This is a genomic window from Peptoniphilus catoniae, from assembly GCF_901447155.2.
Classification (GTDB): Bacteria; Bacillota; Clostridia; order Tissierellales; family Peptoniphilaceae; genus Peptoniphilus_E; species Peptoniphilus_E catoniae.
Genome location: NZ_LR588413.1, coordinates 1 through 13,597, shown reverse-complemented (window position 1 = coordinate 13,597; position 13,597 = coordinate 1). Strand labels below are relative to the sequence as shown.

Sequence of the window (13,597 nt, the reverse complement as noted above, 5' to 3'; positions counted from 1 at the left end):
TTAAAATGGCACATCTTTATTATCTACAGGAAAATAACCTTCTTCTTTATCTGCATTATCTGATTTTTTAGTCTCTATAAAGGTGAAATTATCTATTATTACATCTGTGGTATATATTCTTTGACCTTCTTTTTCATAGCTTCCTGTCTGTATATGTCCTGTCACCGCTAACTGATTTCCCTTTGATATATAATTTGCTAAGGTTTCAGCATTTACCCCAAAGGCTATGCAACCTATAAAGTCGGCTGTGGGTTGATTATTCTTTTCCGCCTCTTGTTTCTTTTCTCTTGATAGTTTTCTATTTACTGCTAAAGTAAATCTCGTTACTGCTTTTCCACTTTGACTGTATCTAAGCTCAGGTTCTTTTGTTAATCTTCCAACTAAATTTACATTATTCATTTTTTACTCCTTAAATCTCAATAAATTTATAATCTTCGCCATATAGTTTTAAAAATATTTTTTTCTTTAGTTTATAAACGTCGGTTTTTATGCCTTTTACATCTTCAACAATCCAGGCTTTTTTATCTACATCAAAGTATTTAAAGTCGGCTATATATTCAATCTTCCTATGAGTTTCGCCCTTAAGTCTGAATTTATCTTGTAGTATAAATCTAGGTTGTAATTCTAAGGCTTTTATAGCCCCCGCCCTTTCAAGTAATTTTAATTCTTGATATCTTTTAGCTTCTTTCTTGCTATCAAATTTTATGCCGTCTATTGTTGTTTTAATTGCTCTATATTTGCTCTTTATCACTTAAATAATCCTTCCCGAATATTTTTATAAACTCTTTTCTTGTATGATTTTTCTCAAACATCTTTTGTCCCTTTTGCCTACTCCAATTCATTAAATCTTTATCCTTATGAATTTTATTATGGCAAGGTCTGCATATATTTATTACTAGCTTATATTTATCTGATAGGCCTCTTAGTCCTCTTCCAAATATTAAGTGATGTTCTTCTAAATAATCATATCTTCCGCACATTTTACATTCTTTTTTCTCTTTCAAAATAAAGCCTCATACTCCGTCTCATAATCAATCGTTGTTAATCCTGCTTCACTTGCGGATTTTATAAAGTATTCTATTAGGTCTCCCATTTGTTTAGTATCAAATTTGCTTGAACCTACAAAGCACCTAACTATTATTTGATTATCCTTTTCCTCTAAAATTTTAAGGGATCTAAAGGCTTCTTTAAATATATCCAAGCTTGTAGACGGTATAATAATATCCTCATACTCCGCTCCCACTTCTTCTATACCTTGAATATATAGCTGCCATCTTCCTTCCTCAGTTGCGACTCCATTAACCTTCTTGTCTATATCGTTTATAATCGCCCATAGTAAATTGTTTTGCTCCAAGGTACGAGATTTTCTTGCATTGGATATTTTAATGTTAAGTAAGTCCTCTTCCTCTATATCGTTAATCTGATTTACATCTAAATATCTTTCAAGTTCCAGGGTAATTCTAGGCTTACCCGTCTTGTTGTAGCTTATATCTTTTAATTTTCCTTTAAGCTTCATTTTTTATCTCCATTAGAATTTCTTAAGCCTGTAATTTTCAAGCTTTGTAATATTTAGTAAATAGGTGTTTTTCGTCATCTGCCCTAATCTACTGGCTATTGCCTCATCTAAGCTTAATAGGCCCTCAAAATTATACTCACTTGTTATTATTGTGAATTTATTGTCCTCGTATCTTTTGTTGATAAGTTCATACATCTGCTTGATATTTGCCTGACTTACATTACCCTTAAATAAATCATCTAGGAGCAATACACACGCACTTATATATCTGCCTATTATGTTGTAGTAGGCTTCTTGGTCATTGCCTACACTTGATAGCTTTCTAACTAGCTCTGTATAGTTTATGGCGTTGACCATATAATTATTTCTTGCAAACTCTTTTAAAGTTGCTACTGCAAGATGTGTTTTACCGCTTCCCACATTGCCAAGTAGTAATAAGGCTCTAGCCTCATCTTGATTAGCAAAGCTTTTACAAGCTTCTTTTAGTGCTTCAGTTCCCTTGTTGTAGGCTATAAAGTTATTAAAGTCCTTATCTTCAAAGGCTTTTTTATAGTTTGCCCTTTTCATGTTTATTTCATTCTGCTTTTTTATCTGACAAGTACAGGGCTTATACACCTCATATCCTGTATCTGTTAAAACTTCTATATAGCCCATATCTTTACACTTATCGCACTTATATTTGTCTTCCGAAGCTTCTGCCAATCTCCCTGAATTTAGTTCTTCTTTTATCTTCATCAGTGTTTGAGTGATATTCATTTTTTGTTACCTCTCTGTTTGAATAGGTTTTTTCAAGGACTTTTATAAAGTTATTAGGTCTTAGAAACCAGTCAAAGGTTATTTGCCAATTTTTAGAATTATTGCCTATTAGAAAACTTGAATTATTTATTTCTTTAATGGCTTTTATAAAGTCATCTTGAGAATATTCTTTTATTCTTGCATTTATATTCTTTTTTCTTCTAGGGGTTATTTTTTGTATGTTGTCTATAGGCAAAGTATTCCAAGTCTCTAAAATTAATTTATAAAAGTCCTCCTCCTCTCCCCCTTTTTTTAAAGGGGGGTTAGGGGGGTTATTATTATTAATACTTGTATTATTAATACTTGTATTATTATCTTTAACATTTTTGTTAATAGGGGGTTTAACATTTTTGTTAATAGGTCTCTTAACATTTTTGTTAATAGGGGTATTATCATTATTGTTAATAGGTAGATTATTATTTGCATCAATATCATCTTGATTTTTAATTTCTATTTCTTCATCTTCTATTGCGTCTTCATTTATGACTGGATATAATCTTCTGCCTGTAATTTCATTGGATCCTTCTTTTTTTTCTATAACTCTTTTAATATATCCCTTGTCTACAAGTTGAGAAATCCACCTACTTATAGTTACATTTGATACTTTGTATAGTTTTGAGAAGTAGTTGTTATTCGCATAACAATATCCATCTTTATTTGCAAGTGCTGTAATCTCTGAATATAAGATTTTTGCATTAGCTGTTAAATCTTCATCATATCTTACTTCCGCTGTCATTATTGAAAAGTAATTTACTCTACCCATTTTTTCTCCCCCTTACCATCTACTAACTTTATCTTTTAACATTTTCATCTGATTTAAATTTAAATCTAATATCTTGTCAGTTCCGTAGTTCGCTCTAAGTTCTTCTGTAACCTTATTTAAATCAATATTTTTAACCTTGCACATTGCCACTATATCGCTTTTTATTTTCTCTTTTTCAAGGCTTTCATTATTGTTTACAGAGGCTCCACTGCCATTATTCTGAATTTTTTCTCTTATTTGATACTGATACCTTATATTGTCCTTATCGTCTCTTATTTCAAGCCTTATAATCTCTCTGTTGTCGTTGTATTCAATATCTGTTACTTTAAGCTTTGTATTTACGTACTTTTTATTGTCTCTTGTTCTTATTTCTCCACTTAGAGGATTTATCCAGATAAAAGGGGCGGTATATAATTCTCTGCCTATTCCTATGTTCGTACAGGCTCTTTTAAAACTGTCTGAGGATTCTCCCTTTTCTCCTTGAGCATTACTTGGCACTCCTACATCTTGCTTGTCTATCCATTGATTTTTATTTTCGTCATATATTGATACTGTACAGAATAAGTTATTGTTTACTACTTCGTGATGTCTTTGCCAATTCATTGTTCCAAAGGTTTCATCTAAAATTTTCATATCGCATCTTGCGTCTTTATATAAAAGTACAGTGTATCCATTATCTTTTATGCTTTGCACTCTTACATCTATTTCATCAGCCCTTAAAGGTCTTATCTCTTTCATATTCAACCTCCATTTAAATGGTGTCTATTGACATATAGTCATCAAAGTGGTCCGTTAATATACACATGACTTCTTCCTCTGCAAGCTCTAAGGCTTCTTCAAAACTTTCAGCCCTTATCTTAAGTCTGATAAGTCTGTCGAGATTTACTTCAAGCTCATAATCTTTGCATCTCATTTCTTTATCCGCATCTGCCCACAGTGTTTCTTTTGTACTCATTTTTACACCCTCTCTAGAAATTCTTTATACTGTTTAAGGTTGTTTAATATTGTGTCCGCTATAAACTCTGCCAAGTCGCTCATTTGAGGATCTGGACTGAATACTTTTTTTAAAATTCTTTCATAGCCATCTTTAGTTATGCTTCTTGCTACAAGTCTTTTCATGTCGTCTCTAATAGCTAATCTATTAACGTATTCTTCTGCCTCATTTAAAGTTTCAAAGATTTTATTATCTTTTGTTACGTAAAAGGTTGCTTCTCTTATCTCTTTCATTTTTTTCTCCTTTGTGTTAAACTTGGAGTAAGAAATATTTTGTTGACATTTCTTTTTTAAGGCTTTTGTATTTGCACTACAGAAGCCTTTTTTATTTGCTCCAGAATATATTTATATTGTGTTACTGCTGCTATCGACTCTTCTCTTTTTCCTTTTAAAAATTCATCTTCGTCTATAATCTCCTCTCCCTTCTTGGTAATTTTGTAAATATAAAACACTTTCGGGTCGTCAGGGTGCCAGTTTATTCTGTATCTGAATTTATCCTTGCCCCTTTTCAATACCTTGGTGTAATATCCATAGTTATAATCTCCCTTTTTTATAAATCCTAATTTTTTAAGTACCTTATACGCTTCCATTGTTTTTCTTCCTTTAGAAGCTTATTTAATTGCCATTTTCATTAGGACTATTGCCATTAGATAAACTGTTATCATCAGGAAAAATATAGCTGTATATAGTCTTTCTTTTTCCTTATCTACTCTTCCATATTTACTTAGCCTTAGTTCTTTTATTCTTCTGTTGTTTTCTTGAATTCTCTTAATGTCTGCATTAAAATTTACTATCTGCATTACTCTTTCTTCACTCATTTTTGTTCTCCTTACTTAACCTTTACTTTTAAACTGTAATTAGTCTGTAAATACTCGATAGCCTCATCTTCAATAATTCTAGGTTGACTTCCCACCATGATTTTAGGAAATCCGTCTGTCTTGACTATTGTTCTTAAACTATCTCTACCGATTTTAAAATTACATTCTTCTTTACATTTTTTAAAAAACTCAGGGAAAGTTAAAATTGCCATGTTGCACCTCCTTTTTATTTACTGAATTCATAATTAAATATCATCTAGGCATTTAGCCTCATAACAAATAATTTCATTAAAGAGTCTTTCGAGTTTTAAGTACTTAGAAAATAACTCTTCATTTTTTTCATAAATATTAGAATTGATTTCCTCTCTAAGTTCTTTTTTATGTTCTTGAAGGATTCTTATTCTTTCCATGTTCATTTCTTTTAAAAGTAATGATTTACTTTCCATCTCCCACCTCCTAATTTAATTTTTAAAGTTTGCTATAATCATCTCAAGGAGGTGATTATATGGATCTAAATAAAATTTATGAAACCACTAAATCTAATTTCATGAATAATCTCAACAATCAAGAATTATCTGAATCTCAAAAAGATCTCTCTAAAACCTTGATTGAGTTATCCTCTGCTATTTCTTATCAGATGCTTGCAGAGTATCATAAACAGTTGACTGAAGAGCTTGACTGATCTTCTCAAGTGCAGAATCTTTGCTCCCCAATAAAGGAAAACTGCGTATAGAGTTTTTAAGCTTAAGAGTACAGTTGCAGCTGTGCTCTTTTTCTATTTCAGCTACTGCCTTTACTATTTCTTTTAGTTCTTTTTTATTCTCGTATTCATGATTAATAATTAACTTCATAACTCCTCCGCATATATTTTTAAATTTATTTACTACTCATAAACACTATAACTACTTATCTATCTTCCACCAGCCTTTGATATAATACTTTCAAAGGAGGTGACTATAATGTCCTACTCTCATAAAATACAAAATCAAATACTCCAAAAATGCTATGAAAATTACCTTAAAAGTGGTATTCCGTCAGGAGAATTTATCTTTGGATTTGATAACAATATTAGGCAAGATTGGTTTGATACATTAGACGAAATGTATTCAAACTCTTACATCAAACCTGGTTACAAAGCTCTTGGCATGAGCAGGCTAACACTAACTGAACTTGGACTTAATCTTGCCAAAGAATCTTTTGAATAATACTTTTATGTCAAAAATAATGGATTTTACAATGTTCTTAACGGTGAAGTCCATTATTTGTTCTTGACTAAATTTCACAGGAACACTCTCATCATTAATTCTTTTAAATATATCTACAATTTCAATTGAAAACCCTTTTTTCTTTAAATAAATATGGTAAACCTCATTATTCATATAGAGCTTAATTCCCTTTGTGCTGTAATCAGTATTGAATAATCTCATCCTCTCACCCCTCTTTTTAAATTTAACTTTTAGTACATTTTGTACATTTAGAATGTAAAAAAATATCATCTATTGTAGACCCCAAAATTTTTGCTATCTTTTGAGCAACTTTTAAAGATGGATTTCTTTCTCCATTTTCAATGAATCCAATATATTTAGGTGTTACACCTACTAAATTAGCCAATTCTAACTGAGTTAAATTTTTTTCAATTCTTTTATCTTTGACTCTATTCAAATTATCACCTCAAATCATCTTATGTACATATTGTACAGTACAAAATGAAGATTGTCAATAGATTTTTTAAAATTTTTACTATATAATGTACTCACAGTACAGATAATAGGAAAGTGGGGAAATTTTATGGAAGGAAAAATTCTTAAACAATTACGAGAATTACATAACATGACGCAAAAAGAACTAGCAGATAAAGTTAAAGTAACTCCTAAAGCTATATCTTTTTATGAATTAAATCAGAGAGAACCTTCAAATGAACTACTTCTATCTTTTTCTAAAATATTCAATGTGTCTACAGATTACCTCCTCGGTCGCTCCTCTAATCCTAAGCTGTCAAGAAAAAACGAGCTTGATATACAAAAAGTATTAAAAGAAATGCAAAACAATTTCGATGAAGGCTCCTTACAGATGCAACTTGATGGAGAAAAGCTTGATGATGAAGTGATTAAATATATATTAGATAATATGGAGGATGCCCTTACCATTGCAAAGATAAAGGCAAAGGAAAAATTTACACCCAAAAAATATAAAAAATAGGATGGAAATAAAAATAAATACATAAAACGTAAACTAAATGTTTACAAAATAGAATCTCATGGTATAATTTAGATACAAATTAATTTGTTATATTATTCCTTGGGAAGTAAGTCGCCTACCATAAAGGCTGTGCTTGAACTAAGGAATTTTTTATTTATAGGAGCAAATATGAAAACAGCTATTTTAATTGATGGCGGATATTATAGGAAAGTTGCACTGCCAAAATTTGGATTTAAAAGTTCCAAAGAAAGTGCCGATGAATTATATAAATATTGTACTCGTCATTTAACAGAGGGTAACAAAAAAAATAAGTTCAGAAATGATCTTTATAGAATATTTTATTATGACTGCCCTCCTATTGAAAAAAACGTATATCATCCATTATTAAAAAAGGATATAGCTTTAGGAAAAACTGAACACTTCAATTGGATGAACGAATTTATAAAGGAGCTGCAAAAGAAAAGAAAATTAGCTTTAAGATTGGGAACAATCTCTGACATAAGTTTAGGATACTCCCTTAAACCAAAGGTGTTAAAAAAATTATTATCCGGAGATTTAACTGTTTCAAATTTAGGCGAAAATGATTTCCAATTTTCAGCACTACAAAAAGGCGTTGATATGAAAATTGGAGTTGATATAGCTTCTATATCTTATAAAAAACAAGTTGATCAAATAGTTCTAATTGCTGGGGATTCTGATTTTGTACCAGCAGCTAAATTGGCCAGACGTGAAGGTGTGGACTTTATACTTGATTCATTAGGCAGACCAGTTAAGAATAATCTTTTTGAACATATTGATGGATTGAGATTTTGTGATAATCGCTTAAAAAATGATTATTAACAAACGATAAAATTAAAAAACTATTTATTTTTGATAAATAATAATTTCTCTTGTATAATCTAGGTATACAAGTCCTATAGGGACATAGTTGTGGAGACACAGCCTATTAGGTTTTGCGTTTTAGACGCATAGAGATACTTGAGAAATCAGGTATCTCTTTTTTTAATTAATTTTTAATTTATATTCTATAGAATATTATTGGTGGAAGTATGGAAAAAGAAAAGATAAAAAAACTGGCTATAAAAATATATAAAAAATATGGCACTACAGATCCTTTTATAATAGCAAGGGCTAAAGATTATGTAGTAAAGAAACTTGATATGCCCTCTAGAATGAAAGGCTATACCTTTTCATTAAATAGAATTAAATTTATTTATATAAATAGCAACCTAACAGAACAAGAGCAAAAAATAACTTGTCTGCATGAATTAGGTCATATATTTTGTAAGCATGATACAAATAGAATATTCACAAGTCTAAATACCTACTTTATAGCTAATAAGTTGGAAAATGAAGCGGACTTATTTATGGTAGCTATGCTTTTAAATGGTCTGGATAAAGATTGTTTAAAAAGCTTTAGTATACAACAAATATCAAATTTATTAGGAGTTGATAAGCATAAGATAGAATTATTTTTTTAAGTTTGAAAGAACATAGGTTTGTTTATTTAAGGAGGATTGAGAATGGCAAAAAAGATAACTGGTGCCGACGGTAAAGTATATGTAGAAAAGAAGCCGTTTTATAAAAAATGGTGGTTCATTGTTATAGTTATAATTTTAGCTATTGGTATTTTAGGAAGCCTTGGCGGCGGCAACAATCAAGATATAACAGCTAATCAAGATACAAGCAATAATACAGAAGCGGCAGCTGATACAAAAAATCAAGAAGAAGCAGAAGCTGAAGGGGCTAAAGAAGAAGCTGAAGAGGCTAAAGAAGAAGAAAAAGTGCCTACTGAATACAAGTCGGCTTTGAAAAAAGCTGAGGCATACGCAGAACAAATGCACATGTCAAAGGCTGCTATATATGAGCAATTGACCTCAGAATATGGGGAGCAATTTACACCTGAAGCTGGACAATATGCTGTGGATAACTTAGTAACTGATTATAAAAAGCATGCTCTAGAAAAAGCTAAAACATATCAAAAAGAGATGGATATGTCGCCCGCTGCTATCAAAGAACAACTAGTGTCAGAATTTGGGGAAAAGTTCACGGAAGAAGAAGCAGAATACGCTATTGAAAATTTAGATAAATAAATATTATTTTAAGCATAAAAAAAGAAGCCTCTACTCCTGGCCGAGTAAAGACTTCTTAGGTTATATGTTATAACTCTAACACAACTATATTATAGCATATAACCTTACTTTAGAAAATAAAAGGAGGTTATTTTTTATGCAAGAAATAAAACTCAGTCCCGTTTATAAGACAAAGGTAAACGGCAAAGATTATTATCGTTGTGATGCAACAATTGAGACTAGTCTGAAAGAAATACGTAAAAGCTTCGGCAGTTATAAGCGTTATATGGTACTGGAAAAAAGGGAGGCGTGGGTAGAAAAATATAAAGACTTAGATTTTATAAATTCAAACGACTTTGGATCCATGTTTTATAATTGGATTATGAATGTAAAAAAAGATACCGTATTATCCAATACCTTGGAGAAATATCTAACAACCTATGAAAAAAGGTTGAAAGGATATCCAATAGCTAAAAAAGAGATAATAGATATATCAAATTTAGATGCACAAGAATTTATAAAATCTTTAAGTACTGAAAATTCTTTAAGCTCCATTAAAGAGTCCTTAGTTCTTTTCAAATCATTTTTTAAATATGCAATAGATAATAAAATGACAAAATTTAATCCATTTGCAACAATAAAAATAAAGGTTGATAAAAAACCAAGGAAAGCTTATACCATAGAGGAACAAAGGGAAATATTAAACAGTCTGGACTATGAAGACCCTGTAGACTTGGCAATATATACTTCTTTGATTTCAGGACTCCGCTTAGGAGAATGCCTTGCTCTTAAGGTTGAGGATTTTACAGGAGACAGTTTAAATGCAGACAAACAATATAATCTAAAATGTAATCTTGAAAGTAAAACAAATAAGACAAATAAAAGAATAAAAGAAATCAGGAAGCAAAAAACTAAATCATCTAAAAGAGTTATTCCTATACCTAAACAGGCCTGTCAAATTATAAAAGACAGAATAATAGCTATAAAAGAATTAAATTTAAAAACTGGCTTTAAATATGATCCTGATAATATTTTATTCTGTGATAAAGGGACTTATATTGAAAGAAAAAGACCTACAAGAAGGCTAAAAAAAATATGCGAAGAAAACAATATAGAATATAAAACCTTCCATGCTCTAAGGCATACCTATATCACAAGACTTGCTGAGTCAAATATATCTCCTAAAATAGCACAAACATTAGCAGGTCATAAAGACTTCGCAACAACTATGAATGTTTATACGCATATTGAGGATAATATAAAAAGAGAAGCAGTTAAAAAGTTGGATGAATTGAACGTCTTCACCATATAAAATATGGTGCAAATATGGTGTAAAAATTTATGATTTCTATAGTTTTTTATGAAATTTTGTGGATTTTTTATAAATTCTAAATAAAAAAAGAAACCTGCAATCCCGCATTCTTACCAGTTTTCAGTAACTTGCGGTCTTTTGCAGATTTCCATAAAATTGATGGTGTACCGTAGAGGATTCGAACCCCCGGCCTTCTGGTCCGTAGCCAGACGCTCTATCCAGCTGAGCTAACGGTACAAAAATACAGTATTTAGTAGGTTTTTTCCTGTTTTTCTCATTTTTAATATTTTTTCCTAGTAGTCAGTTGCCTTTCTTAATGATTGCTTATTTATCATATAAAAAATAATGGTGCACCTAGGAGGATTCGAACCCCCGGCACACGGATTAGAAGTCCGTTGCTCTATCCAACTGAGCTATAGGTGCATAAATCATGATTTGAGGAGTTTTCAATTCCCCTTTTATAAAATTTTCTATATTTCCCTAGTAGTACGTACTAACGCTAGATTTATACTACTCCCTTCCATTGACTACTTCTAGTATTATACGCATAAATTTTACAACTGTCAATACCCTATCATCTTTTTTAAATATACCACAAGTTTATCAAAGATCCTTTTTTACAGCCTTTAGTTACCAGTTTAAGTAAAATATTTTCTTTTTATCCTTAAGTCCTAATTTAGAGCAGATATCTACTATGTTAACAAAAATATTTAACAAATTTCCAAAATTAAATAACTTAATATTACATTCAGATCAAGGATGCAATACTAACATAAATATTATTTAAATGAACTGAAAAAACATGGTATAACCCATCCATGTCAAGAAAAGGAAATTGTTATGATAATTCAATTATGGAAACATTTTTTTTGGAGATTAAAGAATGAGGTTTATTATGGCTATGAAAATAGCTATAGATCTTTTGAAAAATTTTCTAGACAATAGAGAAATATATAAATTATTACAATAACGAAAGAATTCAATTAAAAACAAAATCAATGCCACCTAAAAAGTATAGGTTAGCATCCACTACAACTAATTAGTTAAATATTGTGTCCAGTTTTATTGGTACACATCAAATTGCTCCCCATTTTTTTATATGTATTATTTAGATGTTATCTGATTCAGCAAAATCTCCATTGTTGCTCATCTCCACTATTGTTTCCCAAGCGTCTAAAACTTCTCTTATAGCCTTTTTATCTTTTGAGGAAATTGTAACATACTCACTCCTGCTCTTGCCTGAAAAACATACTACCGTTTCTTTAGAATTGCAAATATCTGACAAAAAGTCATAGTAGCAGGCAACGACTACAAAGTCATGCAAATTGGCTATTTCAACAACATTTGATTCAGAAACACCTCCATCACACACTTCTCTATCAAAAGTGGGATCAATTAGATTGTATGGATTGTAAAAATTTCCATCAATTTTTACAAGAATATCTGAAACAAACAACCAATCTTCTCCATAATAATTTGCAATCATTTTAAGTGAATAATCATTGTCGCTCTTTTGACTAATAATGTGAGATTTCAGAGTTTTGATTGTTATTTATTTCTTCATTGTCTTTTGACAACCTTTGAAGTATAAAAGTTGCCAAAATAAGTAGCAAGAATAGTATTCCGAGAATATATATAATTATTTTTAATATTTTTTTTATTAAACTTTCATTTCTTTTTGCAATCTCTTTTTGTTTCGGAATTGTATAATAATTTCGTTCATTGTTTGAAAATTTATTTCCGCAATGTCTACAAAAATTAGCATCTATCTTAGAAAAGCCTCCACATTTTTCACACCTTTTCATTGAATTGTTTTGTAAAGATGAATTGTTATACATAATTACACCTCACTACAAATTTTTTAATGGACTTGCTATATCATGATTTCTTACTAAATCTCTTTGGACTATTTTAACATATCTTCTTTTCATTCCAAGTCTGAATGACCCATTATTTTTGTAGATAAAATGTATTGCATTCATTTTTTGAGTTCTCTTTTTTATAGTATAAGATTTAATGAATTCTTGAGAAAATACAAAGTACTAGTATAAAAAAAAAACATCTTAATCATCTGTGTTTATTACAAATACACAATGTTTAAGATGTTTTATTAAAAATACTTACTTATCCCAAAATTCTTATAATGGAACAAATCATTTGGAGCGGAAGACGAGATTCGAACTCGCGACCCTCGCCTTGGCAAGGCGATGCTCTACCACTGAGCCACTTCCGCATAGAATTTTTGGTGGAGGAGAGTGGATTTGAACCACTGAAAGCTTAGCTAACGGATTTACAGTCCGTCCCCTTTGGCCAACTCGGGAACTCCTCCTTATTTATAGGAACTCTTATCCTCGCTCCTCTTTCGTAGTTTTTGGAGCTGGTGAGAGGACTTGAACCCCCAACCTACTGATTACAAGTCAGTTGCTCTACCAATTGAGCTACACCAGCATGGCGACCTGGATCGGGATCGAACCGACGACCTCCAGCGTGACAGGCTGGCATTCTAACCATCTGAACTACCAGGCCAAGAACTACTTAGTTTTTTGTGGTGGGCACAATAGGGCTCGAACCTATGACCCCCTGCTTGTAAGGCAGATGCTCTCCCAACTGAGCTATGCGCCCACACTTTGGTGACCCTGCCGGGAATCGAACCCGGGATACCACCGTGAAAGGGTGGTGTCTTAAACCGCTTGACCACAGGGCCTTATTAAATTTATGGTAGCGGGAGCAGGATTTGAACCTACGACCTTCGGGTTATGAGCCCGACGAGCTACCAAACTGCTCCATCCCGCGTCACTTCTTACCTACCTTTTTATGGTGCCGAGGACCGGAATCGAACCGGTACGATGTTTTACCATCGCAGGATTTTAAGTCCTGTGCGTCTGCCAGTTCCGCCACCCCGGCATCCTGGCTCTCAGGGTGGGACTCGAACCCACAACCTACCGGTTAACAGCCGGTTGCTCCACCATTGAGCTACCTAAGATCATTTATCCTTTCGGATAATCCGGCCTTACCTACTCTCCCGGGTCGTCTCCAACCGAGTACCATCGGCGCTCTGAGGCTTAACTTCTGTGTTCGGTATGGGTACAGGTGTCTCCCTCATGCTATCTTTACCGGATCCAACTACAA

The 13,597-nt window shown here is 31.8% G+C and carries 25 protein-coding genes, 11 tRNA genes and 1 rRNA gene; 7 read left to right on the top strand and 30 right to left on the bottom strand.

What is annotated here, in order from left to right; all coding sequences use genetic code 11:
• The 14 genes from PEPCATONIAE_RS00180 to PEPCATONIAE_RS00115 all read right to left on the bottom strand — a co-directional run bounded on the left by PEPCATONIAE_RS00180 (position 1) and on the right by PEPCATONIAE_RS00115 (position 5,736).
• Positions 1-399, bottom strand: coding sequence for a single-stranded DNA-binding protein (locus tag PEPCATONIAE_RS00180; RefSeq protein ID WP_138158757.1), 399 nt, complete (start codon positions 397-399; stop codon positions 1-3).
• Positions 400-409: 10 nt separating this feature from the next.
• Entirely contained in the window at positions 410-751 is a 342-nt protein-coding gene (locus PEPCATONIAE_RS00175) for a DUF1064 domain-containing protein (protein ID WP_138158756.1), read from the bottom strand.
• Entirely contained in the window at positions 732-1,004 is a 273-nt protein-coding gene (locus PEPCATONIAE_RS00170) for a DUF968 domain-containing protein (RefSeq protein WP_138158755.1), read from the bottom strand. The genes PEPCATONIAE_RS00175 and PEPCATONIAE_RS00170 overlap by 20 nt, the downstream gene beginning before the upstream one ends.
• Complete coding sequence (locus PEPCATONIAE_RS00165) at positions 1,001-1,516, bottom strand: hypothetical protein (RefSeq protein ID WP_138158754.1); 516 nt, start codon at positions 1,514-1,516, stop codon at positions 1,001-1,003. Before PEPCATONIAE_RS00165 ends, PEPCATONIAE_RS00170 begins: the two co-directional genes overlap by 4 nt.
• A gap of 12 nt (positions 1,517-1,528) precedes the next feature.
• The gene (locus PEPCATONIAE_RS00160; RefSeq protein ID WP_180339319.1) at positions 1,529-2,218 is read right to left on the bottom strand and encodes an ATP-binding protein; all 690 of its coding nucleotides are present in this window, start codon (positions 2,216-2,218) and stop codon (positions 1,529-1,531) included.
• Positions 2,190-3,074 carry a helix-turn-helix domain-containing protein gene (locus PEPCATONIAE_RS00155; RefSeq protein ID WP_138158752.1) on the bottom strand — a complete coding sequence of 295 codons (885 nt, stop codon included), beginning with the start codon at positions 3,072-3,074 and terminating at the stop codon, positions 2,190-2,192. The genes PEPCATONIAE_RS00160 and PEPCATONIAE_RS00155 overlap by 29 nt, the downstream gene beginning before the upstream one ends.
• 12 nt (positions 3,075-3,086) lie before the next feature.
• Positions 3,087-3,812 (bottom strand): hypothetical protein, encoded by a 726-nt coding sequence (locus PEPCATONIAE_RS00150; RefSeq protein WP_180339318.1) that lies wholly within the window; start codon positions 3,810-3,812, stop codon positions 3,087-3,089.
• A 13-nt stretch (positions 3,813-3,825) separates the two neighbouring features.
• A complete protein-coding gene (locus PEPCATONIAE_RS00145; RefSeq protein ID WP_138158751.1) occupies positions 3,826-4,029 on the bottom strand; it encodes a hypothetical protein in 204 nt (67 codons plus the stop codon).
• A 2-nt stretch (positions 4,030-4,031) separates the two neighbouring features.
• On the bottom strand, positions 4,032-4,301 hold the full coding sequence (locus tag PEPCATONIAE_RS00140; protein ID WP_138158750.1) for a hypothetical protein: 270 nt from the start codon (positions 4,299-4,301) through the stop codon (positions 4,032-4,034).
• Between the two features lie 56 nt (positions 4,302-4,357).
• On the bottom strand, positions 4,358-4,657 hold the full coding sequence (locus PEPCATONIAE_RS00135) for a hypothetical protein (RefSeq protein WP_138158749.1): 300 nt from the start codon (positions 4,655-4,657) through the stop codon (positions 4,358-4,360).
• Between the two features lie 21 nt (positions 4,658-4,678).
• On the bottom strand, positions 4,679-4,885 hold the full coding sequence (locus tag PEPCATONIAE_RS00130) for a hypothetical protein (RefSeq protein WP_138158748.1): 207 nt from the start codon (positions 4,883-4,885) through the stop codon (positions 4,679-4,681).
• Between the two features lie 11 nt (positions 4,886-4,896).
• A complete protein-coding gene (locus PEPCATONIAE_RS00125; protein WP_138158747.1) occupies positions 4,897-5,097 on the bottom strand; it encodes a hypothetical protein in 201 nt (66 codons plus the stop codon).
• A gap of 33 nt (positions 5,098-5,130) precedes the next feature.
• The gene (locus tag PEPCATONIAE_RS00120) at positions 5,131-5,331 is read right to left on the bottom strand and encodes a hypothetical protein (protein WP_138158746.1); all 201 of its coding nucleotides are present in this window, start codon (positions 5,329-5,331) and stop codon (positions 5,131-5,133) included.
• Positions 5,332-5,508: 177 nt separating this feature from the next.
• Complete coding sequence (locus tag PEPCATONIAE_RS00115) at positions 5,509-5,736, bottom strand: hypothetical protein (protein WP_138158745.1); 228 nt, start codon at positions 5,734-5,736, stop codon at positions 5,509-5,511.
• Between the two features lie 108 nt (positions 5,737-5,844).
• Here PEPCATONIAE_RS00115 and PEPCATONIAE_RS00110 point away from each other — a divergent pair, with 108 nt between their 5' ends.
• Positions 5,845-6,090, top strand: coding sequence for a hypothetical protein (locus tag PEPCATONIAE_RS00110; protein WP_138158744.1), 246 nt, complete (start codon positions 5,845-5,847; stop codon positions 6,088-6,090).
• Positions 6,091-6,334: 244 nt separating this feature from the next.
• On the opposite strand, the gene PEPCATONIAE_RS00105 is transcribed toward PEPCATONIAE_RS00110, so the two are convergent.
• Positions 6,335-6,547: a helix-turn-helix transcriptional regulator gene (locus tag PEPCATONIAE_RS00105; protein WP_138158743.1), complete on the bottom strand. Its 213-nt coding sequence runs from the start codon at positions 6,545-6,547 to the stop codon at positions 6,335-6,337.
• A 126-nt stretch (positions 6,548-6,673) separates the two neighbouring features.
• Between PEPCATONIAE_RS00105 and PEPCATONIAE_RS08595 the strand changes: the two genes are divergently transcribed.
• From PEPCATONIAE_RS08595 to PEPCATONIAE_RS00080, 5 genes are all read left to right on the top strand, one after another.
• Entirely contained in the window at positions 6,674-7,084 is a 411-nt protein-coding gene (locus PEPCATONIAE_RS08595) for a helix-turn-helix domain-containing protein (protein ID WP_246060396.1), read from the top strand.
• 168 nt (positions 7,085-7,252) lie between these two features.
• Positions 7,253-7,924 carry an NYN domain-containing protein gene (locus PEPCATONIAE_RS00095; RefSeq protein WP_138158742.1) on the top strand — a complete coding sequence of 224 codons (672 nt, stop codon included), beginning with the start codon at positions 7,253-7,255 and terminating at the stop codon, positions 7,922-7,924.
• 209 nt (positions 7,925-8,133) lie between these two features.
• On the top strand, positions 8,134-8,565 hold the full coding sequence (locus PEPCATONIAE_RS00090; protein ID WP_138158741.1) for an ImmA/IrrE family metallo-endopeptidase: 432 nt from the start codon (positions 8,134-8,136) through the stop codon (positions 8,563-8,565).
• A 42-nt stretch (positions 8,566-8,607) separates the two neighbouring features.
• Positions 8,608-9,177: an Ltp family lipoprotein gene (locus PEPCATONIAE_RS00085; protein ID WP_138158740.1), complete on the top strand. Its 570-nt coding sequence runs from the start codon at positions 8,608-8,610 to the stop codon at positions 9,175-9,177.
• Positions 9,178-9,313: 136 nt separating this feature from the next.
• A complete protein-coding gene (locus PEPCATONIAE_RS00080; RefSeq protein ID WP_138158739.1) occupies positions 9,314-10,468 on the top strand; it encodes a tyrosine-type recombinase/integrase in 1,155 nt (384 codons plus the stop codon).
• Positions 10,469-10,628: 160 nt separating this feature from the next.
• On the opposite strand, the gene PEPCATONIAE_RS00075 is transcribed toward PEPCATONIAE_RS00080, so the two are convergent.
• Together PEPCATONIAE_RS00075 and PEPCATONIAE_RS00070 are read right to left on the bottom strand one after the other, a co-directional pair.
• A tRNA-Arg gene (locus tag PEPCATONIAE_RS00075) sits at positions 10,629-10,705 on the bottom strand.
• A gap of 109 nt (positions 10,706-10,814) precedes the next feature.
• Positions 10,815-10,891, bottom strand: a tRNA-Arg gene (locus PEPCATONIAE_RS00070).
• A 518-nt stretch (positions 10,892-11,409) separates the two neighbouring features.
• Here PEPCATONIAE_RS00070 and PEPCATONIAE_RS08735 point away from each other — a divergent pair.
• On the top strand, positions 11,410-11,511 hold the full coding sequence (locus tag PEPCATONIAE_RS08735) for an IS3 family transposase (RefSeq protein ID WP_138159408.1): 102 nt from the start codon (positions 11,410-11,412) through the stop codon (positions 11,509-11,511).
• A gap of 65 nt (positions 11,512-11,576) precedes the next feature.
• On the opposite strand, the gene PEPCATONIAE_RS00060 is transcribed toward PEPCATONIAE_RS08735, so the two are convergent.
• The 13 genes from PEPCATONIAE_RS00060 to rrf form a co-directional block, all read right to left on the bottom strand.
• On the bottom strand, positions 11,577-11,954 hold the full coding sequence (locus PEPCATONIAE_RS00060) for a hypothetical protein (protein WP_138158738.1): 378 nt from the start codon (positions 11,952-11,954) through the stop codon (positions 11,577-11,579).
• Between the two features lie 31 nt (positions 11,955-11,985).
• Complete coding sequence (locus PEPCATONIAE_RS00055; protein ID WP_138158737.1) at positions 11,986-12,306, bottom strand: zinc ribbon domain-containing protein; 321 nt, start codon at positions 12,304-12,306, stop codon at positions 11,986-11,988.
• A gap of 12 nt (positions 12,307-12,318) precedes the next feature.
• Positions 12,319-12,450 (bottom strand): hypothetical protein, encoded by a 132-nt coding sequence (locus PEPCATONIAE_RS08685; protein ID WP_282957725.1) that lies wholly within the window; start codon positions 12,448-12,450, stop codon positions 12,319-12,321.
• A gap of 176 nt (positions 12,451-12,626) precedes the next feature.
• Positions 12,627-12,701, bottom strand: a tRNA-Gly gene (locus PEPCATONIAE_RS00050).
• Positions 12,702-12,711: 10 nt separating this feature from the next.
• Positions 12,712-12,797: transfer RNA gene (locus PEPCATONIAE_RS00045), tRNA-Tyr, on the bottom strand.
• 43 nt (positions 12,798-12,840) lie between these two features.
• Positions 12,841-12,916 (bottom strand) — tRNA-Thr (locus tag PEPCATONIAE_RS00040).
• 1 nt (position 12,917) lies between these two features.
• Positions 12,918-12,994 (bottom strand) — tRNA-Asp (locus tag PEPCATONIAE_RS00035).
• Positions 12,995-13,014: 20 nt separating this feature from the next.
• Positions 13,015-13,090: transfer RNA gene (locus PEPCATONIAE_RS00030), tRNA-Val, on the bottom strand.
• Between the two features lie 6 nt (positions 13,091-13,096).
• Positions 13,097-13,172, bottom strand: a tRNA-Glu gene (locus tag PEPCATONIAE_RS00025).
• A 12-nt stretch (positions 13,173-13,184) separates the two neighbouring features.
• Positions 13,185-13,261: transfer RNA gene (locus tag PEPCATONIAE_RS00020), tRNA-Met, on the bottom strand.
• Between the two features lie 22 nt (positions 13,262-13,283).
• Positions 13,284-13,372: transfer RNA gene (locus PEPCATONIAE_RS00015), tRNA-Leu, on the bottom strand.
• A gap of 4 nt (positions 13,373-13,376) precedes the next feature.
• Positions 13,377-13,451: transfer RNA gene (locus PEPCATONIAE_RS00010), tRNA-Asn, on the bottom strand.
• A gap of 19 nt (positions 13,452-13,470) precedes the next feature.
• A 5S ribosomal RNA gene (rrf, locus tag PEPCATONIAE_RS00005) occupies positions 13,471-13,586 on the bottom strand.
• Positions 13,587-13,597: the final 11 nt, after the last annotated feature.

What these genes read in the sequence shown, in the direction of transcription:
- PEPCATONIAE_RS08685 (WP_282957725.1), bottom strand. Translation starts at nt 12,450, where the DNA reads ATGAATGCAATACATTTTATCTACAAAAATAATGGGTCATTCAGACTT.
- PEPCATONIAE_RS00135 (WP_138158749.1), bottom strand. Translation starts at nt 4,657, where the DNA reads ATGGAAGCGTATAAGGTACTTAAAAAATTAGGATTTATAAAAAAGGGA.
- PEPCATONIAE_RS00060 (WP_138158738.1), bottom strand. Translation starts at nt 11,954, where the DNA reads ATGATTGCAAATTATTATGGAGAAGATTGGTTGTTTGTTTCAGATATT.
- PEPCATONIAE_RS00110 (WP_138158744.1), top strand. Translation starts at nt 5,845, where the DNA reads ATGTCCTACTCTCATAAAATACAAAATCAAATACTCCAAAAATGCTAT.
- PEPCATONIAE_RS00085 (WP_138158740.1), top strand. Translation starts at nt 8,608, where the DNA reads ATGGCAAAAAAGATAACTGGTGCCGACGGTAAAGTATATGTAGAAAAG.
- PEPCATONIAE_RS00095 (WP_138158742.1), top strand. Translation starts at nt 7,253, where the DNA reads ATGAAAACAGCTATTTTAATTGATGGCGGATATTATAGGAAAGTTGCA.
- PEPCATONIAE_RS00130 (WP_138158748.1), bottom strand. Translation starts at nt 4,885, where the DNA reads ATGAGTGAAGAAAGAGTAATGCAGATAGTAAATTTTAATGCAGACATT.
- PEPCATONIAE_RS00055 (WP_138158737.1), bottom strand. Translation starts at nt 12,306, where the DNA reads ATGTATAACAATTCATCTTTACAAAACAATTCAATGAAAAGGTGTGAA.
- PEPCATONIAE_RS00150 (WP_180339318.1), bottom strand. Translation starts at nt 3,812, where the DNA reads ATGAAAGAGATAAGACCTTTAAGGGCTGATGAAATAGATGTAAGAGTG.
- PEPCATONIAE_RS00115 (WP_138158745.1), bottom strand. Translation starts at nt 5,736, where the DNA reads ATGAAGTTAATTATTAATCATGAATACGAGAATAAAAAAGAACTAAAA.
- PEPCATONIAE_RS00140 (WP_138158750.1), bottom strand. Translation starts at nt 4,301, where the DNA reads ATGAAAGAGATAAGAGAAGCAACCTTTTACGTAACAAAAGATAATAAA.
- PEPCATONIAE_RS00090 (WP_138158741.1), top strand. Translation starts at nt 8,134, where the DNA reads ATGGAAAAAGAAAAGATAAAAAAACTGGCTATAAAAATATATAAAAAA.
- PEPCATONIAE_RS00145 (WP_138158751.1), bottom strand. Translation starts at nt 4,029, where the DNA reads ATGAGTACAAAAGAAACACTGTGGGCAGATGCGGATAAAGAAATGAGA.
- PEPCATONIAE_RS00180 (WP_138158757.1), bottom strand. Translation starts at nt 399, where the DNA reads ATGAATAATGTAAATTTAGTTGGAAGATTAACAAAAGAACCTGAGCTT.
- PEPCATONIAE_RS00080 (WP_138158739.1), top strand. Translation starts at nt 9,314, where the DNA reads ATGCAAGAAATAAAACTCAGTCCCGTTTATAAGACAAAGGTAAACGGC.
- PEPCATONIAE_RS00120 (WP_138158746.1), bottom strand. Translation starts at nt 5,331, where the DNA reads ATGGAAAGTAAATCATTACTTTTAAAAGAAATGAACATGGAAAGAATA.
- PEPCATONIAE_RS00165 (WP_138158754.1), bottom strand. Translation starts at nt 1,516, where the DNA reads ATGAAGCTTAAAGGAAAATTAAAAGATATAAGCTACAACAAGACGGGT.
- PEPCATONIAE_RS00125 (WP_138158747.1), bottom strand. Translation starts at nt 5,097, where the DNA reads ATGGCAATTTTAACTTTCCCTGAGTTTTTTAAAAAATGTAAAGAAGAA.
- PEPCATONIAE_RS08595 (WP_246060396.1), top strand. Translation starts at nt 6,674, where the DNA reads ATGGAAGGAAAAATTCTTAAACAATTACGAGAATTACATAACATGACG.
- PEPCATONIAE_RS00155 (WP_138158752.1), bottom strand. Translation starts at nt 3,074, where the DNA reads ATGGGTAGAGTAAATTACTTTTCAATAATGACAGCGGAAGTAAGATAT.